Source organism: Oceanobacillus alkalisoli, assembly GCF_022213125.1.
GTDB lineage: Bacteria > Bacillota > Bacilli > Bacillales > Amphibacillaceae > Oceanobacillus > Oceanobacillus alkalisoli.
The window spans coordinates 435,994-459,968 of sequence record NZ_JAKNRA010000001.1; the positions used below are offsets into that span (position 1 = coordinate 435,994).

Below are 23,975 nucleotides of genomic sequence, written 5' to 3' on the forward strand. Positions count from 1 at the left end.
AGGGAATGGGATGGCAGTAGTAGGAATGTTAGGGTTGATGCTTTCATTAGTCTTACTTATCTATTTAACAATGAAAGGAATCAATATTATAATAGCAGCAATCATCGCCTCTTTCACGGTTGCTATAACAGGTGGAATAAATCTTGAAACTGCAATGCTAGATAGTTATATGACCGGTTTTACCGGATATTTCGCTTCCTGGTTCCTTGTTTTCCTATTAGGAGCAATCTTTGGGAAGGTCATGCAGGAAACAAAATCAGCTGAGAGTATTGCCAATTGGATTAAAAATACATTTGGGACAAAACGCGCTGTTTTTGCAGTCGTTGCTGCCGCAGCAATTATGACATACGGCGGGGTCAGCTTGTTCGTTGTCGGATTCGCAGTCTATCCTATCGCCGTATCCTTATTTCGCTCAGCAAATCTGCCCCATCGTTTTATCCCGGCAGCGCTTGTATTTGGTTCCATCTCATTTACAATGACTTCGCCTGGCTCACCGGAAATTCAAAATATCATTCCGACTGAATTCTTCGGGACCTCTCCGACTGCAGGAGGATTCATTGGTGTCTTAATGGGTCTAGCAATTATGATTGTTGGTGGATTATGGTTAGGGTCGTTAGTTAGAAAAGCTTCTAAGAATGGTGAAACATTCTCCCCTCCTAAAGTAAAAAATGAAATCGCAGCAGCAGTGGAGGTGGAAGAACTAGAGGGTCTAAAGATACAAGATTTACCGAATATTATGGTTTCTATCATTCCCCTTGCATTAGTCATTATCATCCTAAATATACTTGGTCAATTTATCAATCCTACAACGGCATTGCTGATTGCTCTAGTTATTGGTATCACAGTAGCCTGCATCACCATGAAACGATTTTTAAAGGAATTTTGGGAAACCCTTGCAGCTGGTACGCATAATTCATTGGTCGCTATTGCCAACACATGTGCAGTTGTGGGCTTTGGTAGTGTTGCCGCAGAAGTATCTGCTTTTAATACCTTAATCGAAGGGCTTGTAAATATGCCTGGTCCTCCATTACTTGGACTCGCTATAGGGGTAACCATCATTTGTGGAATAACGGGATCCGCATCTGGCGGGCTAGGAATCGCACTCCCGATTCTCGCACCAATTTATTTAGCGCAAGGCGTAGATCCAGGCGCAGCTCACCGGGTATCAGCCCTAGCTTCCGGTGGTTTAGACTCATTGCCGCATAACGGGTATGTCGTCACAACTGTTCGGGCGATTTGTGGAGAAACACATCGTCGGGCATACAAACCAATCTTGTTCGTAAGCATCATCGTTCCAACAGCTGTTACATTACTAGCTGTATTACTTTACTCTATATTCTAGAATTAGAATCAGAATTGTTAATCACTCAAAAATGGGATGGAAATATACCCTCGTATATATTCCACCCCTTTTTATTATTCCCGTACAACCGATGTTAACTCGGTTATATTGCCCAATTCATAATTCCTTTCTCGGATCAAAAATTCATGAAAGAAATCCTGTTCAATCCCTCTTAACCGGTGAAAAAGGTCAATGTCTATTATCCACTCTTGATCTGACATCCGATGAATATGGAGCAACTTTTTTTTCTCATTACTAAATCAATAATTGTTTTACGCCTTCTCACATAGATAGGATGTGAACATATAGCGAAATGATGAACAATAGGGTGAAAAAAAGTATAAAATAAAGTATGATACTTGTTTTTATACCTTAGATTATTATCGATTGTAATACATTCACCGTTCTTTAAAATATTCCGGAACCGTGCGAAACTTTTTCTAGTTACTCTTGTCAGTTAAGCATGCAAGAATTTAACACAGACTGCTTCCGGTGCTTCTACATCCTTCTGCAATAAAGTTAACGTACCGCTTTCGCTATCTCTTTCAAACAATGTTAACGTACCGCTTTCCTGGTTTGCAACTACAATAAATTGCTCACTAGGATCCAGCACAAAATCACGCGGCCAGTTTCCTTCTGTAGGTGTATATTCAACCAGCTCGACCGTATAATCCGCTGCAATCCGGAAAACTGCAATGGAATCATGGCCTCTATTACCTGCGTATACAAATTTCCCGTCAGAAGATAGATGAATTGCACTTCCTTGGTTATTTTCTGTGAAATCTTCCGGAATCGTTGCTACATACTGGACTTCTTCAAATGTTCCTGTGTTCTCATCATATTTAAGTACAATAACTTCATTACTTAACTCTGTCATTACATATGCATAAGGAGCAAACGGGTGGAATGCGATATGACGCGGGCCACTTCCAACTTTTACAGTTAATACGCTAACTTCTTCCAGCTCATCTCCATTCGGGGAGTATGTTGTAATCGTATCACTGCCGAGGTCCACAACGACAATATATTTCTCATCCGGCGTATACCCTGCAAAGTGAAGATGCGGTTTTTCCTGACGCTCATGCGGGCCGCTTCCTTCATGAGTTACAGATGTAGGAGCTTGCAGGGACCCATCTTCATTCGCTTGGAAAGCTTCTACTTTTTTTGTATGGTAATTTGCCGCGACTACTAAACGGTTCTTACTGTCCACACTGACATGGCAAGGCGGGGATCCAGCTGTTACTTCACTGTTCAGTTTTTCCAAGTTGCCATCTGCAATTGAAAAAGCCGCAACACCGCCTTCTTCGCCTTCCTGAGAAACAGCATAAAGATAATCATTATTTTGACTTACCGTTACGTACGTCGGATTATTCAGTTTAGCAGCAACTTCAACATCTGTTATCTTTTTCTGTTCCGTATCCAAGGTGAAGCGATAAATTCCTTCACTTGTTTTCTTTGTATAACTTCCGAGATAGCCTGTATATTTTTTGCTCACTTAAGATTCCTCCTTCAATATTGCTTATATATCAAGTTACTTAATACACTATCATAAGCATTGCGGCTTTGTCCTCTATCTAGCATTCAGATAAAGTTTGTCGCTTCTTCAAAACTATCTAATTTAGTCTAACTTACTTTTTTTCTGAAGCCTGTGTCTCCTTATGATTTGTCGTATACCGGTCAATAGCATACCCAACAACCGCACCTACAAACGCAGGAGCAATCCAACCTAAACCTAAATCAAAAAATGGAACAAAGCCAATAACTTGCGCAAATCCATCTAATTTAAAACCAAGATTTGTCAGTACATCATAAATTGCATAAAACAATGTCAACACAACAGAAATCCGATACATCGCTTTTCCTTTCCCAATAAGTGGTGTAAAAAGAGATAGTATAATCAAGACAATCGCAATCGGATAAATCAATACTAGAATTGGTACAGCAATGTCAAGAATCGCACTTAACCCCAGGCTTGAGATAACAAATCCAACAAGCGTGAGAACTCGAACATAAGTTTTATAACTAACTTTCGAATATAATCCGTGGAAAAAGCTGGCACTTGCGTTAATTAGCCCGACACATGTAGTGAAGCATGCAAGAATTACGATGACGCTAAATAATAAGCTACCAGTGTTACCAAACAATAGAAATGAAGCTGCAGTTAAAATTTCCGCGCCATTTGCGAATTGCTCTGCTTGCGGCATAACTGCACCGATCCATCCTAAACAGATATAAACAGCTGCCAGCCCAACGACAGCAATGATACCAGCAAGGACACTTCCTTTTATTTGCTCTCTTTTCGTCTTCACTCCAGAATCTTTAAAAGCGTTAATCACGACAATTCCGAAAGCAAGCGCCGCAACTGCATCCATTGTAAAATACCCTTCAATGAAGCCAGTGACAAATGGGCTAGCTGTATATTTTTCTGTTACCGGACTTGCTACATTCTCTAAAAGGAAAAATGCACGTACAAACAATATAGTTAGAGCAACTAGTAAAATAGGTGTAAGCAATTGACCAACACGATCAACCAGCTTTTTCGGATTTAAACAAATATAATAAGCAACAGCGAAAAACAATACAGTGAACAAGATGAGTGGCCAGCCAGCTTCATTTGTAAAGTACGGTTGAAATCCTAACTCGAAAGCAACGTTTGCAGCACGTGGAATCGCGTAAAAAGCACCAATTGAAAGATATATGATAATCGCAAATACAATTCCGAATACTTTATGTACACGACTGCCGATCGAAATCATCCCTCCGTCAACTGTAACAACCGCTAATACCGCCACAAACGGCAGCAGCACCCCCGTCACAAGAAATCCTGTCATTGCCGGTGTAAAGTTACTCCCAGACTCTAAGCCCAATAAAGGCGGGAAAATTAAATTACCAGCACCGAAGAATAATGAGAATAACATGAGACCTATAAAAAACACTCTTTTTTTACTCATATTTCCACTCCTAAACTTGATGAATTTGATTTTCTAAGATGATTAAGGACAGAGAGTAAAGTGTAAATCGAGATTGTTTACTAGTCAGTCACCAGCGCCTGGAAACTAATTATCAACAACAAAAAAACTCACCCCTGTCTTCAGGGACGAGTTTATGCTCGCGTTACCACCCATATTCTGTATGTTATACTACATACAACTCTCTGCCACGTACTATCATACATGCTCCAGGTAACGGTGGATGCCGTCAACACTTACTTGCTTCAGTGTTGCATCTCTGGGATGATTTTCAGAAATAAATTGTCCATCGGTTCTCACCATCTACCGATTCTCTGAAGAACAAGAATGATAACTTACTCTTTCCCATCACTGATTTTACTTTGTTAAGAATAGTTTAGCTAAATAAATATTTTTCGTCAATAGGATTCGTTAAATACGGTATATTAGGATTTGTGGGAAAAATGGGTTAGTTTTATTTCACCAATAATGGATGTGTCTACAGATTTAAATGTAATCGCTGGATATTTAAGCAAGCTTAGCTAAAATTTCTCTAATAAAAGCAGGTTAAACCTTTGCTTTTATGTCAGTTAAATGATTAAAATACTCATAAGCTTCTTTATCGGTAAACTTTTCATGGACAACCTTATTAATTGCTTGAATCATTGCTTTCGGGTGCTTGGACTGAAAAATGTTTCTCCCCATATCTACCCCGGCCGCCCCAGACTGGATTGAATTATATGCTAAAGTGAGCGCAGCCTTTTCAGGGATTTTCTTCCCTCCAGCTACAACTAAAGGTACCGGGCAAGCAGCTGCAACTTTTTCAAAATCATCGCAGTAATACGTTTTTACAATCTGTGCTCCAAACTCTGCTAGCATTCTTGTTGCTAAAAGAAAGAATTTGGTTGTGCGCTCCATTTGCTTCCCTACCGCTACTACTCCCATCGTGGGAATAGAATACCTTAGCCCAAGATTGATTGCTTTATTTAATTCTTCGATTGTTTCTTTTTGTCCTTCCGCACCAATGAACGTTTGAATCGCTATTGCACTTGCATTCATTTTAATCGCATCTTCCATATCAACTACCATGGATTCATGACTTAAATCGTCTTGAAGTATACTCGAACCAGAGGAAGCTCTTAGTGCAATTGCTTTATTGTAATTTGCAGGTACACTAGTCCGGATTGCCCCTCTCGTCCCCATCAGACAATCAGCATGCTCTGCTAATTCTGGAATTAATAAATCTAATCTCTCCAAACCGGAAGTTGGTCCCATAAAGTAACCGTGGTCAAAAGCTAGCATGACTGTTTTTCCAGTTTTTGCATTAAAAATCCTGGATAACCTGTCTTTCATCCCCCAATCCAAATTAGCTGCACCTTTCACATGGAAATCACCGTTGTTGGCAAAAGCTACATTCTCTGCAAACTTTTTTGCATCCTTGTTACCTATTACGTCAGCCATTAAATAATTCTCCTCTCTATCTATTCATAAAGTGAAACTTTATTCAGTGGGGGTTTCCTTATCTCCTCCACTGCATGTTACTTGAACAGAATCAGGGTTTTACGGACTGTTTATCCCCAACCCTCACATTTTGCGTTTCCCTCTTGTTTAGAGGTGGGGTATTATAGACCGTTAATCCGTGATAAACGAATTCATTTGGGATCAAAAATCGAAATCATTCGTATTCTCTTTTGTGAAGACAATTCTTTCTGGTAAGACAATGATTCCTGAATCTTCTGCTTCATAATCGTACCCTTGAACTGTGTTTGGCTCGACTTCTACTTTCCCCATCCCAGGTACTTCAAGCGTATCGCCAACTTTCAATTCATTCCCGCTCGCTAGATGATAGGCAATATATACAGCAAGTGCACCCTGATCCGTTACATCCCAAAGCCCGTGATTAAGAATGGTTCCATTTTCAATGAACTGCCTCATCGAATTTGGAGATGCAAAGCCAGTAATTATTAAATCTTCAGCATGAAGCCCTTTATTTTCCGCAGCTTGTGCCATTGCCGGCAATGCGGTTGAATCTGGAGCGATTACAGCATCTAAGTCAGGATACGAGTCAATGATAGACTCACCAATTTGCAGAGATTTCTGCTCATCCCCTTCACCAAATTGCTTTGTAACGATTTCCCAATTGGGATATTTATCAGCAATATATTCTTCAGCATAGTCTACCCAAGAGTTCTGATCAGGAACGGTCGGACTCGAATAAAACCACGCTACTTGCTGTTCCTCGTTAGGATCATCCATTTGTTCAGCTGCCATATCGACAAGCATCACTCCAAGTATTTCTGGTGTGCCCTGGTTAACGTAAATAGACCTGTATTCTGGTTCTACATCCGAATCCCAAGTAACGACCTTCACTCCTGCATCCAAAGCTTTTTGCAGTGCTTGGTTCAATCCATCAGATGTCACAGATGATATTGCGATGGCATCTGCTCCACTACTTACAGCACTGTTAATAATTTGAACTTGATTAGCAACCGTACCTTCGGGAGCACCATCATATTTCACATTAAAACCAATCTCTTCTGCCATTGCTTGTGCTCCATCATTGCCAGATTCAAAGAAAGCATTGCCTGTCATTTTTGGTATAAATACGACTTCAATATCACTTGCATCCGAATTATCAGAGGTTCCATTCGTTGATGAATCACCGTCGTTTGAGCCACAAGCGGCTAATACTACAAGATGTAATAGCATCGCCAAGCTTAGGAAACTCACTCTAAATCTATTCATTACACTTTCCCCCCTTGATATTTTTTATGACTTACTAACTTCCTGATATTTTTCTGAAATTCTGGAGAAATACCCATCACAGCTACAGATATGATAAGAAGCAGACCTGTTGCAAGTCCAATATACTGAGTTGAAATTCCTCCCATCTGTAATCCTACCTGCATAAAACCTACTATTATACTAGCAAGTGCAGTGCCAATAACACCTCCTTTACCTCCTGTAATCAATGTTCCTCCCAAGACTACTACTGTTAAAATCGGCATAAGATACTCTGCACCAAAGTCAGCTCTCGCACTTCCTAAATAAGATGTTAGCATTGCCCCGGCTATTCCAGCACTTAAACCAGATAATACATAGGTGCTTGCTATTACTTTTTTTGTGTTGATACCGGAATACGCTGCAGCATTCTGATTAATCCCAGTCAAAAATATGAACCTGCCATATTTCGTCCAATGTAAAAGGATATATGCAATCGTAAACATGATTACAAACAATATAACTGAATTCGGTATTCCCCAAACCGCACCATACGCAATCGTACTGAAGCTTTGTGGAAATCCTGATATGCCTTCATAAGCACTTACACCTGATAAACCGACAAGCACAATGGCGATGCCACTATATAGAAGCATCCCACCAAGTGTGATTACCATCGCTTGCACACCGCCATAAGCGATTAAAACCCCGTTAAGTAATCCACAGAAAGCCCCGGCTGAAATAGCTAGCACTAACGCAACCCAAATATTAAGACCAACGATCTGAGATAAAATTCCAACGAGCACTGATGTCAAACCGATAATGGATCCACCAGATATATCGATGCCACCAGTAATCATCACTAAAGTTACAAAGAATCCGATGACGGCAATCCCTATAAAATCATTAAAACTATTTAGCAGAATGGAGATATTCCAAAACCGAGGATTTATCAATCCAAAGATCAATATTTCAGAAAGTAATATAAGTAACAATATGATATTCCATTTAGGTATTTTACTTAACATATTCCATTGATACCTCCTTCTCGTGAAGGACCCTTGCTCTCAATCTTTCTCTTTTTGCCTGCTCATTCGCTCTTCTCGCTAGTAATGCATCACTCACAACGATGACGATTAATAACATGCCGGAAATAGCATCATTCCAGAATGCTGGAACTTTCATATATACTAATGCTGAGTTGATTGAAATCATGATAATAGCACCTATTCCCGCTCCAATTACTGATCCCACTCCCCCACTTAGAGAAACTCCACCAAGAACAGCTGCGGCAATAACCGTCATCTCAATACCAAGACCGGCAGTTGTAGATATGAATCCGATTTGACTAGCAAAAATAAAACCAGCGATAGCCGAACATATGCCAGAAATAATGAATGAATAAATAACATAGCGCTGTACCGGGATCCCCAGCAAGATAGCACCTTCTTCGTTATCTCCAATCGCAGCAAAATATCTTCCCTTTTTGTGTCTCGTTAGGTACAGATGAACTACTATTAATCCAACAACAACGAAAATGGATAATAGATTGATTCCAGACACATGTATTTGCGAAATCTTTTTAAATGCTACCGGCAGATTCTCTATCCATTTGCCATCGGTAAAAATAACCTGTACTACTCTTGCTATTCCTAGCATCCCTAGTGTCATAATAAAGGATGAAACTTTGAACACCGTTACTCCTAAGCCATTCATAAGCCCAATCAAACCGCCAATACCTATCGCAATGACAATCGCTAACAGGATGCTTCCACCATTTTGAAGTATCATTCCACTAACCGCTGCGCTCAAGCCCAATGTCCCACCTACAGAAATATCTATATTCCCTGTTAAAAGTACGAATGTCAGTCCGACCGCCAATACGATATAAAGTAAACTACTTTTCAGAGAGCTATGGATATTGCTGAGTGACAGAAACTCCGAGTTAATCAGACCAACGATTACGAATAAGGCAATCAGAAATAAAAAGGTCCTAAACTCTCTTTTTTTAGTTATACTTTTAAGCTTTTGCATACGCTCCACTTCCTTCATTCGTTCCAAAAGCAGCCCTCATCAAATTCGTTGCGTTTATTTCATTCGATTCCAAATATGCATTGCAAGTACCCCGATATATTCCATAGATGCGATCACTTATTCTTTCTAGTTCTTCAAGATCCGAAGATATAAGCAGAATGGAATATCCCTTTTTCTTTAATTCTGCAATGATCGAATAAATATCACTTCTTGCTGTCGCATCAATCCCTCTAGTCGGTTCATCCATGATGATTAATTCTGGTTCAGTAGATAGAATCCTCGCAATGACTGCTTTTTGCTGATTTCCTCCAGAAAGTGATTTCATTTCCTGATGCTCATCATTAATTTTTATACGTAACCGTTCAACATACTTTTTCGTAACTTCCTTTTCAAATTTATGATTAATAAAAACTCGGGCACGCTTGATCACTTGTGCGGTAATATTATTTTTTACAGAGCTGATCGGGAATACCCCGTGTAAAAATCGATCTTCAGGGATATAAGCCAGCCCACTACGAATTGTTCCATTGATGCCTTTTTTTGTAATATCCTTCCCTTGCAAATAGATTTTTCCGCTGTGGACGAGACTCAGTCCATAAATCGCTTCAGCTATTTCCGTTCTTCCCGCACCAACCAGACCTGCAAGTCCGACTACTTCCCCTTTGTAGATGTTAAAACTAATATTTCTAAAACCATCCCCACAAATATTAGCTACTTTTAAAATTGGTATATCCTCAGAATGATCGATATTTTCCTTTGCAACCACATCCTGGTTTTCAACATTACTTCCCTCTGGAAGTAATCCTTGAATTAACAAACCTTTTGTAAAATCTTTGATATCCCCTTTAAGAGTGACCTTCCCATCTCTTAAAATAACTACATGGGTAGAAATCTCAAATACTTCATTCAGTCTGTGCGTAATATAGAAAATTCCAACGCCCTTTTCTTTTAGTTTTTGTATCACGTTGAATAGAGATTTCGTTTCAGAAAATGTCAAAGCACTTGTAGGCTCATCCAGAATTAGTATTCTCGCCTCCCAGAGTAACCCTTTAATGATTTCAAGCTGTTGCTGTTCAGCTATCGTAAGAGAGGATGCCAGACGACTCATGTTCATCTCCCATCCAAGTTCTTCAACAATCCTTTTAGTTTTTTCCTTCATAACTTGCTTAGAAAAATCAAAGCCAATGGATATATTTTGTTCTACCGTCATATTTGGAAACAGTAAGGGCTCTTGAGGCACTAAATAAATTCCCTTTTGATGCGCTTTCAAAGGATTTAAATTTTTTACCTTTTCTCCATTTATCTTTATAATCCCATCATCCACGCGGTGCACACCAGTCAGTATTTTCATAAGCGTACTTTTTCCAGCCCCATTACCACCGATAATAGAAATTACTTCAGACTCCATTAAATTCACAGAAACACCTTTTAGCACGGTATTTTTACCAAAGCTTTTATGGATGTTTTCCATTTCAACCAGGCTTCTTTCGCTTCTCACTTTTATCCCCCCCTAACAATCTTGATATAATTGCTGCCATTCATCTTATAAAAGGAAGCTTCATTCCGTAGGAGCTCCTGCTAAACATTTTATTGTTCAATAATACTTTTATTATTTTCTATCTTATTTTCAAAAAACGAAAGTATGCTAACGAAACGAAAAAAACATAGAATAAAATGCATTTTTTAATCATAGAACAATCTATATACAGGTGGTCATTGCTTTTTTATCTTTACGTATTTTTTTAATGTCATTTTAATACATTATTAACTTAATGAATTTCATAATACGTATTTAATGCTTCACCATCACCATATGTAGTTGAGTTGGTTCGATCCCAACTACATATGGTGATGGAATAGCCGACTTTGGTAATTATGAAATTCATTCAACTAACAAAGGATATTGGAAAACGGTTCATTTATTTTTGAAACAAATGTATCGAGTAAAATATTTTGTTGAATTTGTAATAGGGATTAAAAAATGAAGATAGAGAGTGATGAATGATCATGACAGCGTACTCGGAAAATTTAATCGTAAAAATTGCATGGAAATATTACCACGAAGGATTAACACAGAATGAAATAGCGGAAGTTATGAATCTCTCCAGAATGAAAGTCATTAAATATCTAGAAAAAGCAAAATCCACTAATATCATCCAATTCAAAGTTGATTTAAGCAAAATGGACCAACTTGAGCTTGAAAATAAAATAAAGGAAAAATACAGCATAGATGATATTTACATCGTGCCAGCATCGACTCAACATATTCCAACAAGCCTCACAATTGCTGCCGCACAGTATATTGAAGATAGAATCACCAAAGATACAATCATCAACGTTGGCTATGGTGAGTCCGTGTCAAAGACACTTGGACATTTGAATATCTCAACAAAATATAAGGTTACATTCGTTTCACTATCTGGTGGGGTAAAATTCTTTATGCCAACTGCAATCGATAAGGAATCGGACTATTATACGAATCCAAATTATAACCATTTCATTATACCTGCACCATTAATCGTCTCTTCTAGAGATATTGCCAATCAATTGAAACAGGAAAAACCGATCCAAAATATTTTAGAAATCATCCCTCATTCCAATGTTACTGTAATTGGCATCGGAGCTTTAAATGAACATGCCACAATTATTAATGAAGGTCATTTAAGTATAGAAGAAGTAGAAGTTCTGAAATCTAAGGGGGCTGTTGGAGATATTTTAAGTCAGTTCTACGATATTAACGGCAATAAATTGGATTTGTCTCTGCACGAAGAGCTAATCAGCACAGACATAGACCTATTAAGATCTTTAAATCATGTGGTAGCAGTCGCTGGAGGACTCGATAAAAAAGAAGCTATTCTAGGAGCACTTAATGGCGGATATATCGATGTGCTCATTACGGATGAAGATGTTGCCCATAGCTTAGTTGAATAAAATAATCACGGGGAGGGAAAGGAAATGCGAGACAAATATTTAATGGCGATTGATGCAGGCACCGGAAGTGTCCGAGTTATATTATTTGATACACGTGGGAATGAACACCAAGTTTCTCAGTCTGAGTGGGTACATACTGAAGACCCAAGATTCCCAGGTTCCATGGATTTTGATGTAAACACGAATTTAAAAATCATCATCCAATTAATGAATGAAACTCTAATTAAAAGCAATGTCAATCCAAAAGATATCCTATCGATTTCCACGACGAGTATGCGTGAAGCCATCGTCTTATATGATGATAACGGGGCTGAACTATGGGCTTGCGCTAATGTAGACTCACGTGCCACAACAGAAGTAAGCAATCTCCATAAAATCAATGACCGCTTAGAATCTGAAATCTATCAATTATCCGGTCAAACCTTTTCATTAGGTGCAATCCCAAGAATTCTCTGGGTGAAGAACAATCTGCCTGATATGTACAAAAAAGTGAGATATGTAACGATGCTTAACGATTGGATAACCTATCGATTAACAGATATCATTTCTGTAGAACCATCTAATGGTTGTACGACAGGTATTTTCGACATAAAGAAAAGAGTTTGGGATCCCGAAATCGCCAAAAAGGTAGGGCTGAAATCAGATATATATCCACTTGTTTTCGAGAGTGGAACTGTTATAGGTAAAGTAACGGATAGCATGTCGGGACTGACAGGATTGAGTTCGGATACGATAGTTGTTGCCGGAGGAGGTGACGCTCAATTAGGCTGTATCGGCATGGGTGTCATTAATGAAGGCGACGCAGCAATACTTGGCGGCAGTTTTTGGCAATATGAATATACGACGAAAAGTGTACAAATGGATGATGAATGTAAAGTCAGGATAAACTGTCATGCAGTTCCTGATACATGGCAATACGAAGCCATCGCCTTCTTCCCTGGATTAGTAATGAGATGGTTTAGAGACGCTTTCTGCGAGCTTGAGAAATACATCGAAAATGAAACAGGAGAGAGTATTTATTCACAGATGGAAAACCGAGCGAGAAACGTACCAGCCGGAAGCCTTGGCATGCTTAGCACATTCTCCGACAAAATGAATTACATTTCTTGGAAACATGCAGCACCAGGATTCCTGAATTTCAAACTTGATCCCGTCAAATTCAATAAAGCAACATTTTACAGAGCAATCATGGAAAATGCAGCCTTTGTTGCAAGAGGAAATATGGAATCCGTAAATAACATTACTAATACTTCTCCTGATTCCGTAATCTTTGGAGGTGGTGCATCAAAGAGTGACCTATGGTGCCAAATCCTTTCTGACGTACTAAATAAAACAGTTAAAGTACCTGTTGTCAAAGAAGCGACCGCACTTGGGGCAGCAATTTGCGCAGGAGTCGGCGCGAACGTTTATAATCATTTTGATGATGCCATTTCTAGAGTCGTAAAGATTGAAAGAACATACACTCCAATAATAGAAAACCATTCCGTTTACGAGGGGATCTATAAAAAATGGGAAAAAGTATATAGTAATCAGTTGAGCTTGGCTGATCAAGGATTTACGGAACATATGTGGATTGCGCCAGGTTTATAATAAAATAATGGGAGTGTTGTAAATGACAGTTCTTAACGAAAACGAAAGAGAATATCGATTTGGAGACAGCGGACCGAAGTATTTACAAAGAGGGCCAAGAATGAATGTTGGGGTTGTCGTATTAAGGCCTGGTGAGGATTTCACTGCCCATTATCATAATATCATGGAAGAAAACTTCTTCGTCTTAGAGGGAGAACTGGAAATTCATATTGATAATGAAATTTTCCATTGCAAAACAGGGGATTACATTCATGTCGAACCGAAAAAAGTCCATTATTTAATAAATCCCGGTAAAACTGATTTTAAGGCCGTTTTTATGCTTGCGCCGTTTCAAGAAAAAGATAAAGTCGAGGTAGACTACAGGCCATATAAAAAATAACGGAATGAAAACAAACTTGGGGACTTTACAAATGATAATCATCAACTATAAAGTCCCCAAGTCATTTAATGTTCTTCATTCTAAGGGAAAGAGCTCTTCGATCAACTGTAAATCCTCAGGTACTAATTGAACAGACGCAGTTTTTAAATTACTTAACACTTGTTCTGTATTCCTTGCACCAGGAATAATCGCATCAATTGGTTTCTTCGTCAAATAGTATGCTAAAACAATATGATGAATTTCTACCCCATGTTTATCAGCAATTCCTCGAAGTTTTTTCACCTTTTTAACATTTTCCATGTACATGTCACCTTGAAACTGTGGACGAGCTTTATTCTTCTCGGAAATCACGCTATCTTTTGAGTATTTCCCCGTGAGTAACCCTGATGCTAAAGGATAATAAGGTACAAAAGAGATATCATTTTCGAGCAGGTATTGGAAAAATTCTCTCTCTACGGAGCGGTCGAGTAAATTATAGTTTCCTTGAACGACATCCACATAGCCATCTTGATTCGCTTCTTTTAATTGCTCTACTGAAAAATTGGAAACACCTATAGAGCGAATTTTCCCAGCCTCTTTTAAACGCTCTAACGCACCAACCGCTTCATATTTAGGTGTCTTTTCATCAGGAAAATGAATGTAATATAAATCAATTACATTCGTACGCAAACGCTTAAGACTTTTATCCACTTCATTCTTGAGAAATTCTGGTGTATTGTCAACTAGAATCCCATCGTTCGTGACTTTATGCGCTCCTTTCGTTGCAATAACAACATCCTCTCTGCTTTTACTTTCCTTCAATGTTTTTCCTACAATTTCTTCAGATTCCCCATTCCCATAGATAAATGCAGTATCAATAAAGTTCAAACCATTTTCAATTGCTGTTGAAAGGATTTTCCCTCCATATTGGGTATTCGTTTTTTTATCTTCTTCCGTGATTTTATTAGCGCCAAGTCCAATAGGATGGATGTGAATTCCTGTTTTTCCTAATTCAATTCTTTTACTAATGACGGATCCTCTCCTTCGTTTTAAACGTCTAAAAATATATTTATAGTTTATAATATTCGTCTCTACTACACTCAATACCCAATATTCCTACCCATACACCCGATACTGATTCTTTCCTCCCTCCTTCGATTCATATAAAGCCCGGTCTGCCTGTTTATAAATCTCATTCACATCTCTTATTTCTTCATCAACTAGCGCTATTCCAATACTTGCCGATAATTCAAGCCCTTTTGTTTTATAATATTCTGTTACCGATTCGTTCACTGCTTCAATAACCTGTTCTGCCACAAATGTTGCATGATCACGATTCGTATTTCTTAGTACAATCGCAAATTCATCCCCGCCTAATCGATAAGCTTTTCCTTCTGAATGAATAGTCGACTGAATAGATGTTGCCATGTTTTTCAGTAATTCATCCCCATCAGCATGTCCAAACAGATCATTAACTGACTTGAAATGGTCCAGATCAATCATTAATAAACCTGTTTCACCTTCACTCACGTGCAAGATTGCATCTAAATCCTCTTCAAAAGCTGCCCGGTTTCTTAAACCTGTCAAGCTATCATGGAATGCCATGTACATCGGGCGGGACACCCATTTTGAGATAATAAGGGCGATGATAACGGTAATAACTAGAATAAATGCTAATTGCAGGATAAACGCTTCATTATGTTTTTGGAGGATAGATTCAAGTTCCCGTTCGTTATAAGAGATTTCAATTACTTTATTCTGTGTCGAACCGAAATCATAGCCTGAATTGTAAGGTACGTAATGATAAATAGTTGCTTCACCTTTATCGTTTAACGTGCGAACCTCAGTAGTTTCACCTTTTGCTAAGGTTTCTTCAAATGCAGCTCTGTGCTCCGATGATAATTTCGAATCTTCCGCTGGATCTCCTAAGGCAAGTCCGCCTAAATTCAGTATGTTTATCTTATTAATTGATGGATAACTTTTTTCCAAATCATCTGTCACACTTAGGAAGTTAAAATCCTCGAATATCTCCCCATCCTCTAAAGAGTAACTAAGCTCCATAATATATTTTTTATCTGGAGTCGCCATGTAACTGAATTTGGTTACCTCGCCTGTTGCTTGAGCGATATCCATTCCATCATGGTAGAATGCGCCAGCTTCTCTCCGGGAGTCAAGTATCTCAGCAAGCTTGCCACAGCATTCATTAAAATCCAATCCGATATCAACCTCATTCGAGCTGTTAGAAATGACATTGTCTTGATTGATGATATACACATCCATCTCGTATTTCTTTTTTAATTTCTGCATATCCCATGTATGGATGGATGGGTTATTTTTATAAAGCTCCAGTAATTCTTTTGTATTCGCCTTCATTCTTTCTGCTACATCGTCATCAAAATAATAATAGGTCTTATCAATTGTATTCAGGGAATACTCCACTGTCGCTTCAATGCTTTCCAATTGAAATGCGTTATTTTGAATAGCCTGTTCCGATATTCTTTTATGATTGATTGTTGCAATGACAAAAGCAATTGCCACTGCAAAAATAACCATCGTCATGACTAATTTAGTTCGAAAGCTACGCCACATGAGGATTCCTCCACATTTTCTATTTGCAGTAATAAATATTCAGTACATTAGTATGATATGACTTTTCACTAAATAATTCAACTGGGGGGAAGGCGAATGATGTGATATCATATATTTATACGCATTTATCTTTGAAAAGAGGTGTGCAACCAATGCAGGTAAAGGATTTCATGATTCGAAAAGTATATACCGTAAACCCAGAAAACTCCATTAAAGAACTACTTATTATATTGCAAAAGAATTGGCAATAAAAAGTCCTGTAGCATTCCAGCAGGACTTTTTATTATCAAAACCTGTTCAATTAAGCACCTAGCATTATTTTCTTTTTATATCAACCCATACTTCCTAAAACTATTAAATATCCCACCTTCATCTGGTGTATCCGTAAGATCATCAGCCGCCAGCTTCAATGCTTCTTTCGCATTTCCCATAGCAATTCCATGCTGAACATATTGAATCATTTCCAAATCATTCATCCCGTCACCATAAGCAAAGGTATTCTTTCGATCCATGTTCAAATGCTCTAATAGCTTGACAATAGCTGTCGCCTTATGAATTCCTGGGACAGACAATTCCCCACTGTTTTCACCAAAGATTGGTACGGTGCTAGGAATAATATTGAACTTTCCTCCAAATTCTTCACTTATCTTCTCGATCGGTATGTCTGATCCTAAAAAGGAAATCTTATTAATATCGTCTCTTAGCAAATTTTCTCCTTCAATCAGCGCATCATGAAAAGGAAGGATTCCTTTTTCCACTTCTGCCTTGGCCTGGGGATTTGCCTCGATTACTTTATCAATGATGGAACGGATATGCTTTTTGCAGTGTTCACTGGCAAATAACCCGCCATTGGACTCCAAATAAAAATCAATGCCATGCTGACTAAAGTAATCAACAAGGTGCCGGACATCTTCCGGATCCACGGTCTCATGCAGGATGACTTCCTCCTCGACTTCGATATATCCTCCTGCTGCACCTATAATGCCATCGAATCCTATATCCAGTATATCTTCATATAGTTCAGCCTTCGATCGTCCTGTGCAAATAAAAACGAGATGACCGTTCTCCCTCGCTTTTTGTACAGCAAATTTCGCTGACTCAGGGACGACTCCATTGTCATTCACCAGTGTCCCATCAATATCCAAAAATATAATTTTTTTCAACCTATTCAACTCCTGTACTACATTTATCTAATGTTTAACGAATAAATAACCTCCAATTATCCAGAGTACCTGACAATTGGAGGTAACAATTACATATACTTAAAATTTACTTCCAGATTAAAGCTTTTCTCCATTCGTTGCAATCACGTCTTTATACCAATAGAATGATTTTTTCTTTTTACGTTCTAATGTACCATTGCCTTTATCATCGAGGTCTACATAGATAAAGCCATAACGCTTGGACATTTCTCCGGTTGACGCACTGACAAGGTCGATACATCCCCATGAAGTATAGCCCATTACTTCCACACCATCTTCAATCGCCTCTCCTACCGCATTAATATGTTCTCTTAAGTATTCGATACGGTAGTCATCCTGAATGCTGCCATCCTCTTCCACTTTGTCATAAGCACCTAAGCCGTTTTCCACTACAAATAACGGTACTTCATAACGGTCATAAAGTTCATTAAGTGTAACACGGAGACCTATTGGGTCAATTTCCCATCCCCAGTCACTTGCTTCAAGGAAAGGATTTTTAACGCCACCAATCATGTTACCTTGACCGATTTCCTCTGCCGTTTTTTCTTTTCTTTCTGTACGGGACATATAGTAACTTAACGAAATAAAGTCAACAGTTCCTTCTTTAATCAGTTCTACATCGCCATCTTCCATTTCGATATGGATATCATGTTCTTTGAAATAGCGATTAATGAAAGTAGGATATTTTCCACGCACTTGAACATCGGTACAGAAATTATTAAATAAGCGGCTCTCTTCATGTGCATACATGATATTTTCCGGATTGGAATCATAGGAATAGACTGGAGCATAAATGATCATACAGCCTACTTGAGAACCAGGGATAATTCGATGTGCCGCTTTAACGGCTAGTGCACTTGCGACAAATTGATGATGTAAGGCTTGGAATGTTGGTTGATACCTATCCTCTTCTTTTTGAATCGAAAACCCAAGACCCATGATTGGCATCATAAATCCACTATTTATTTCATTAAATGTCAACCAATACTTCACTTTATCTTTATAGCGATCTAGCACCGTTTCAACATATCTTTCGAAAAATGTAATCGCCTCACGATTTCTCCAACCGCCATAATTTTTCACTAAGTTTAATGGCATCTCATAGTGTGATAACGTGACAAGTGGTTCAATATCATACTTTGCCAATTCATCAAAGACACGATCATAGAATGCTAGCCCTTCTTCGTTCGGTTCCACTTCATCTCCGTTAGGGAAAATTCTGGACCATGCGATCGACAAGCGATAGGTTTTGAAGCCCATTTCAGCGAATAGAGCGATATCTTCTTTATAACGGTGGTAAAAATCAATACCTAAATGGTTCGGGTAGTAATATTTATCTTTGTCAATCTCCCAGTCAAACCCTGGTTCACTTAATACTTTAAGCCTTTCTTTACCACCTGGCAAGACATCGGCAATATTCAATCCTTTATTCCCTTCACCGAAGCCGCCTTCTAATTGGTTTGCAGCCGTTGCTCCTCCCCATAAAAATCCTTCTGGAAATCTTGTATTTTTTATCATGTGATAACCTCCTGATTTTATAATGCCATTCAAGCATTATTTTTATGATTAACGCTTGGATAACATCTTTCGTAAACTTACTTTACAAAGCTTTCTGTTCTTTCATCGTCAATAACACCATCATAATTTAAACCAAATCCGTAATCATAACTGTTTCCTTCACTATCCACATATGGATCCATATCTCTTGCAATGTCTTCAAACTGAGCTTCTACCGTGTCCATGTCTTTAGGGAATTGAACTGGTAGCAAGCCAGTTGGTTCTTGTTTTCCTAAGATGATATCAAACAAAGCGTTATCTGATACTTGGAATCCTACAACAATCGCATCAACCTTATCTTCAAACTCAGACATGATTACTGGATTCTTAGCTTTCATTGCAACGACTACAGGAATATCTTTACCTGACTTCTCTACTAATTCGGTTGCGTTTAATACTGCATCCAAATCATATTCGTTAGAGATTTTAGAAGTGTTTCCGTAATAACTTCTATTCTCTTTAGAACCATCCTCTGATACATCGCCAGCTATTGATTCCTGACGAACGTTTTTTCCGTCTGCTGTGTAAGGACGATACTGGAGTGATAGCGGGTAAAACGTTTCATTATCTTCTTCTAGCCCAGCAAAAGAGAAATTATCACCATTATCAGGACTTGTCATTCCAACAATTACTAAGTCAACGTTGTCTAGATTTTCCGGCTGTTCAAAACCAATCACATTTCCGTCTTCATCCAGCACTTCTTCATCCGTTACTACTTCTTTAAAGTACTCCTCAGCAACTTCAACACTCATTGTTGGTCCTTTATATGGTTCACCCGGCCCAAACATACTATCAAAAGGTGTCCGCATTGTTGAAGGGATATATACAACTTTATCTTTATATTTACTCAAATCATCAGAAGAATGAATCGTATTATCTTTATTCTTGACCATAACGACCGAATCAAGTTGTGCTTGGTAACCAGCTTCAACTTTATCTTCGCTTGCTACCTTTTCTTGTGACTCTTCCAGATTCAAGTATGGATCTTCAAATATTCCTACATTGAAAAATGTGCTTACAATTCGTTTTGCACTTGTGCGGAATCTTTCGTCAGCTGACTCATCTAATTCTCCATTTTCATAAGCTTCTTCCCACATTTCATACGCAGCTAGCACTGGGGCTTTATCATTATTACCACCAAACATATCAATCCCAGCCTTAATAGCTTGGAAATGACGTTCTTCTACCGTTTTATCTTCCGTACCATAAGCAGATCCCATATAACTCATGTCATAACCTTTTTCATTAGAAGGGTCGCTTGTAACACCCCAGTCCGTAACCAAAACGCCATCATAATCATTCGCTTCACGTAAAATATTGACTACATCGGAATTGTAAGCCGACGCCAGATATTGATCACCATGCAAAGGATTTCCTTCAGCGTCTATTTGAATGGAATAAGAAGTCATCATGGACGCCACTTCACCAGTTTCACCCGTTAAGCTTAGTCCTCCATCTGTAAATACTTGTACATGTTCTTCATAATTATCACCCGGGAATACAGCATATTTACCTTCGAACGTGTGTGATTCACGACCACCTTCTCCAGCACCATCACCTGGGAAGTGCTTCAACATAATAGAAATAGAATCATCACCCCAACCTACATCATTCCCATCTTCATCAAATGTGGATTGAGACTGGTTTGTGTATGCTTCAGCAAATTCAGTGGCTAATTTACTTCCTTCACCAAATGTCCCATCTACCCTTAACCAGCGAGGTTCAGTTGCTAAGTCAATTTGTGGTCCCAATGCCATTGTAATTCCTAGACCACGATATTCTTGCGATGACATCATAGAGAACTGACGCATGATATCAGGATTAAATGTTGCAGCTAAACCTAGATTTGATGGCCAGCGGGAAATATCGTTCCCTTCTGAATTATAGACTCCACCACTTTCAGCTGTACTTCTTGGGTCAGAACTGAAATTTACCGGGATAATTGGTTCATCTTCAGTTCCCAATCCTTCAGCATATGCTTGCATCTGGTTCGCCCATTTCACACTTGCTTCTACATCATTAGGTCCTGCATGTAATACATTCCGCAAATTATCATTTTCCAAGTATGCTTTTTGGTCATCTGTTATACCCGCTGATTGATCCCATTCATGTTCACTAAACAACATCAAACCAGCCATCTGATCTACAGATAATGTCTCTGCCAAAGCAGTTGCACGGGTTTCTGTATCTTCGCGCCAATCTTCAAAGGTATCCAATTCCCCATTATTATTCAAGTCTTTAAAGTAATAAGTCTCCCCATCAACTTCTTCAGTTAAAATATTAATACCGCTACTTAATGAAAAACTAATAGCTGGACCATCGCCAGAGTTTTCCACTACACCAAATGTCGTTTCACCATCGGAAAACTCTTGATAATCAAGATCCCCTGCAATTTCAGTTTCATGGTTCTCTTTGTTTTCCTTGCTGTCTTGACTTTCCTCCTTCTCCTTAGTGGAATCATTACCGGAACAGGCACTTAGCAATAACAACAATACCAACAATGAAATAGATATGAACTTACTCTTCTTTATCATTTTTAATTCCTCCTATGTCTTCCTAACAAGTTTTTCTTTTTATTTAATGAATTTCATAATTACCAAAGTCGGCTTTTCCATCACCATATGTAGTTGGGAACGAACCAACTCAACTACATATGGTGATGGTGGAGCATTAAATACGTATTATGAAATTCATTAATTGTGTATTTTTTTCTTGATTTCCATAGAAGCTTTTCTTTTGTTTATTTATTTAAAAACATTATTGGCTTACCGGTCTGAATTGTTCCCTCTTCTGCAGTTTCAATGGACGTATATTGATCAAAGTTTGTAATAACAACGGGGGTAATAATCTCATAGCCGGCCTTTTCAATACCCTCTATATCAAACTCAATAAGCAATTGACCCTTTTCAATTTTGTCTCCCTGAGCAACATGCGCGTTAAAGAACTTTCCTTCTAACTGAACCGTGTCCATTCCGATATGGACGAGTAATTCCGCACCATGTTCGGTGATAATACCGATCGCATGCTTGGTATCGAATAATGCTGTAACCGTACCAGATACAGGTGAAATTAATTTTCCTTCTGATGGTTTAATTGCTACACCTTTCCCTAATGCACCGGATGCAAATGCCGAGTCAGAAATGTCAGCTAGATTGACCGCTTCTCCATTCATTGGACTTTCAATTACTTCATTTGTTATATTTTCCTCCTTGTTTTCTTCTTGTGGAGCTGGTTGAGCTGATTCTTCATTCTCTTTAGTTGCGCCACCAAAGAAGTAAGTCAGTACAAAAGCTAATACAGCTCCAACGACAGCGGCGATAAGAGCACCGATAAACGCCATATTCATACCTTCCTCTGGATGAATAAAGCTAGGTATTTGGAATATTCCAAGTCCACCCATGACATGAGCAACTGTACCAAACAACCCTAATAATGCACCGCCAATTCCTGATCCGATTAGCGTGAACATAAATGGTCTTTTAAGTGGTAAAGCAATACCGTACATACCAGGCTCTGTTACACCAAATACGGCTGATATGATTGCTGGAGGGCTAAGTGTTTTCAACTTTTGTTTTCTTGTTCGAATCCATACTGCGGTGAGCGCACCTGCTAAAGCAAAGGAATGGACAAACATTAATGCTAGGATTGGATCCCAACCTTGGCTCACAACGTTGTTAATTCCAATTGGAACAAGACCCCAATGCAATCCAAACATAACGAATACCAACCAGAAGGAACCTATAACTGCCCCAGCAATCACAGGACTTAGCTCATATAACCAAATGGTTCCTGCTCCGAGCAATTGACTTGCCCATGTCGCAATTGGGCCGATGACAATGAATGTTAATGGAACAATGGTCAGTACCGTCAACATCGGAACTACAAACGTTTTTACTACGTCTGGAATCAATTTCGCAAAGTAATTTTCCAGCTTTGCAGCGAAAAATGTAGATAAAATAATTGGAATAACCGACATCGCATACGTCATTAAAATAATCGGAATACCAAAGAATTCAATATAAACGGGTGATTCAAGTAAAGTACCCGCAAATAACATGTATAAAGGTTCTCCTGCTTGAGCACTCGGATCAAGCGCTGGATAAACGAGTGCACCCGCTATCAACATCCCTAAGAATGGTGTTCCGCCAAATTTCTTCATTGCTGTATATCCGAGGAATATTGGCAGGAAGTAGAACAGTGCATCTCCAATTGCGTTTAAAACTTGGTAGGTTCCACTTGCTTCATTCAACCAGCCCGCTGCTAAAAATAAGGCATTAAAACCTTTTATCATACCTGAAGCAACTAATACAGCTAAGATCGGCTGGAAAATTCCAGAAATCATATCGATAAATCGGTCTAATAAACTGCCTTTATCACCATTATCGTCCGGGTCATCCACCGGTCTATTTGATTCGAAACCGCCTTCAATGACAACTGCTTTATAAACATCCGGCACATGGTTACCTATAACAACTTGGTACTGCCCGCCGCTTTGTCTAACTGTAACGATGCCATCCATATTTTCCAGCACTTCTGTATTCGCTTTTCCTTCATCTTTTAATTTAAAGCGTAAGCGGGTAATGCAATGGACAACACTGTTAACGTTTTCTTTACCGCCGACATTTTCGATGATGTCTTTTGCTAACTTTTCATATTTCATTTAAAACCCTCCAATATCAATCTATTTATTTAAAATAAAAACC

The 23,975-nt window shown here is 38.7% G+C and carries 17 protein-coding genes and 1 other annotated feature; of the genes, 4 read left to right on the forward strand and 13 right to left on the reverse strand.

Translation table 11 applies throughout. From position 1 onward, the window contains the following. Positions 1 to 10 precede the first annotated feature (10 nt). Entirely contained in the window at positions 11 to 1,342 is a 1,332-nt protein-coding gene (locus tag L3V42_RS02015) for a GntP family permease (RefSeq protein WP_238471133.1), read from the forward strand. A gap of 457 nt (positions 1,343 to 1,799) precedes the next feature. On the opposite strand, the gene L3V42_RS02020 is transcribed toward L3V42_RS02015, so the two are convergent. The 7 genes from L3V42_RS02020 to L3V42_RS02050 form a co-directional block, all read right to left on the reverse strand. After that, positions 1,800 to 2,837, reverse strand: coding sequence for a lactonase family protein (locus tag L3V42_RS02020; RefSeq protein WP_238471134.1), 1,038 nt, complete (start codon positions 2,835 to 2,837; stop codon positions 1,800 to 1,802). A 133-nt stretch (positions 2,838 to 2,970) separates the two neighbouring features. Continuing rightward, positions 2,971 to 4,293 (reverse strand): branched-chain amino acid transport system II carrier protein, encoded by a 1,323-nt coding sequence (gene brnQ / locus L3V42_RS02025; RefSeq protein ID WP_235762015.1) that lies wholly within the window; start codon positions 4,291 to 4,293, stop codon positions 2,971 to 2,973. 139 nt (positions 4,294 to 4,432) lie between these two features. Beyond that, positions 4,433 to 4,672: a binding site (T-box leader), on the reverse strand. A gap of 185 nt (positions 4,673 to 4,857) precedes the next feature. Further along, positions 4,858 to 5,751 (reverse strand): 3-hydroxy-5-phosphonooxypentane-2,4-dione thiolase, encoded by an 894-nt coding sequence (lsrF, locus tag L3V42_RS02030; RefSeq protein ID WP_238471135.1) that lies wholly within the window; start codon positions 5,749 to 5,751, stop codon positions 4,858 to 4,860. Positions 5,752 to 5,952: 201 nt separating this feature from the next. Next, on the reverse strand, positions 5,953 to 7,035 hold the full coding sequence (lsrB, locus tag L3V42_RS02035; RefSeq protein WP_238471136.1) for an autoinducer 2 ABC transporter substrate-binding protein LsrB: 1,083 nt from the start codon (positions 7,033 to 7,035) through the stop codon (positions 5,953 to 5,955). After that, positions 7,035 to 8,039 (reverse strand): ABC transporter permease, encoded by a 1,005-nt coding sequence (locus L3V42_RS02040; RefSeq protein ID WP_238471137.1) that lies wholly within the window; start codon positions 8,037 to 8,039, stop codon positions 7,035 to 7,037. The genes lsrB and L3V42_RS02040 overlap by 1 nt, the downstream gene beginning before the upstream one ends. Continuing rightward, on the reverse strand, positions 8,029 to 9,045 hold the full coding sequence (locus L3V42_RS02045; RefSeq protein ID WP_238471138.1) for an ABC transporter permease: 1,017 nt from the start codon (positions 9,043 to 9,045) through the stop codon (positions 8,029 to 8,031). Before L3V42_RS02045 ends, L3V42_RS02040 begins: the two co-directional genes overlap by 11 nt. Further along, positions 9,032 to 10,543 carry a sugar ABC transporter ATP-binding protein gene (locus L3V42_RS02050; protein ID WP_238471139.1) on the reverse strand — a complete coding sequence of 504 codons (1,512 nt, stop codon included), beginning with the start codon at positions 10,541 to 10,543 and terminating at the stop codon, positions 9,032 to 9,034. Before L3V42_RS02050 ends, L3V42_RS02045 begins: the two co-directional genes overlap by 14 nt. A gap of 503 nt (positions 10,544 to 11,046) precedes the next feature. Between L3V42_RS02050 and L3V42_RS02055 the strand changes: the two genes are divergently transcribed. The 3 genes from L3V42_RS02055 to L3V42_RS02065 are packed head-to-tail and all read left to right on the forward strand — an operon-like array spanning position 11,047 to position 13,945. Further along, positions 11,047 to 11,976 carry a sugar-binding transcriptional regulator gene (locus L3V42_RS02055; protein ID WP_238471140.1) on the forward strand — a complete coding sequence of 310 codons (930 nt, stop codon included), beginning with the start codon at positions 11,047 to 11,049 and terminating at the stop codon, positions 11,974 to 11,976. A gap of 24 nt (positions 11,977 to 12,000) precedes the next feature. After that, positions 12,001 to 13,566, forward strand: a complete 1,566-nt coding sequence (gene lsrK / locus L3V42_RS02060; protein WP_238471141.1) for an autoinducer-2 kinase — start codon at positions 12,001 to 12,003, stop codon at positions 13,564 to 13,566. Between the two features lie 22 nt (positions 13,567 to 13,588). Continuing rightward, positions 13,589 to 13,945, forward strand: a complete 357-nt coding sequence (locus tag L3V42_RS02065; protein WP_238471142.1) for a cupin domain-containing protein — start codon at positions 13,589 to 13,591, stop codon at positions 13,943 to 13,945. A gap of 75 nt (positions 13,946 to 14,020) precedes the next feature. Here L3V42_RS02065 and L3V42_RS02070 read toward each other — a convergent pair whose 3' ends face one another. From L3V42_RS02070 to L3V42_RS02095, 6 genes are all read right to left on the reverse strand, one after another. After that, positions 14,021 to 14,953: an aldo/keto reductase gene (locus L3V42_RS02070; protein WP_238471443.1), complete on the reverse strand. Its 933-nt coding sequence runs from the start codon at positions 14,951 to 14,953 to the stop codon at positions 14,021 to 14,023. An 87-nt stretch (positions 14,954 to 15,040) separates the two neighbouring features. After that, positions 15,041 to 16,513 (reverse strand): GGDEF domain-containing protein, encoded by a 1,473-nt coding sequence (locus tag L3V42_RS02075; RefSeq protein ID WP_238471143.1) that lies wholly within the window; start codon positions 16,511 to 16,513, stop codon positions 15,041 to 15,043. A gap of 326 nt (positions 16,514 to 16,839) precedes the next feature. Continuing rightward, positions 16,840 to 17,676: a Cof-type HAD-IIB family hydrolase gene (locus L3V42_RS02080; protein ID WP_238471144.1), complete on the reverse strand. Its 837-nt coding sequence runs from the start codon at positions 17,674 to 17,676 to the stop codon at positions 16,840 to 16,842. A gap of 117 nt (positions 17,677 to 17,793) precedes the next feature. After that, positions 17,794 to 19,233 (reverse strand): glycoside hydrolase family 1 protein, encoded by a 1,440-nt coding sequence (locus tag L3V42_RS02085; protein WP_238471145.1) that lies wholly within the window; start codon positions 19,231 to 19,233, stop codon positions 17,794 to 17,796. Positions 19,234 to 19,310: 77 nt separating this feature from the next. Continuing rightward, a complete protein-coding gene (locus tag L3V42_RS02090) occupies positions 19,311 to 21,806 on the reverse strand; it encodes a glycoside hydrolase family 3 protein (protein ID WP_238471146.1) in 2,496 nt (831 codons plus the stop codon). 206 nt (positions 21,807 to 22,012) lie between these two features. Continuing rightward, positions 22,013 to 23,932, reverse strand: coding sequence for a beta-glucoside-specific PTS transporter subunit IIABC (locus tag L3V42_RS02095; protein ID WP_238471147.1), 1,920 nt, complete (start codon positions 23,930 to 23,932; stop codon positions 22,013 to 22,015). Between the last annotated feature and the right edge of the window lie 43 nt (positions 23,933 to 23,975).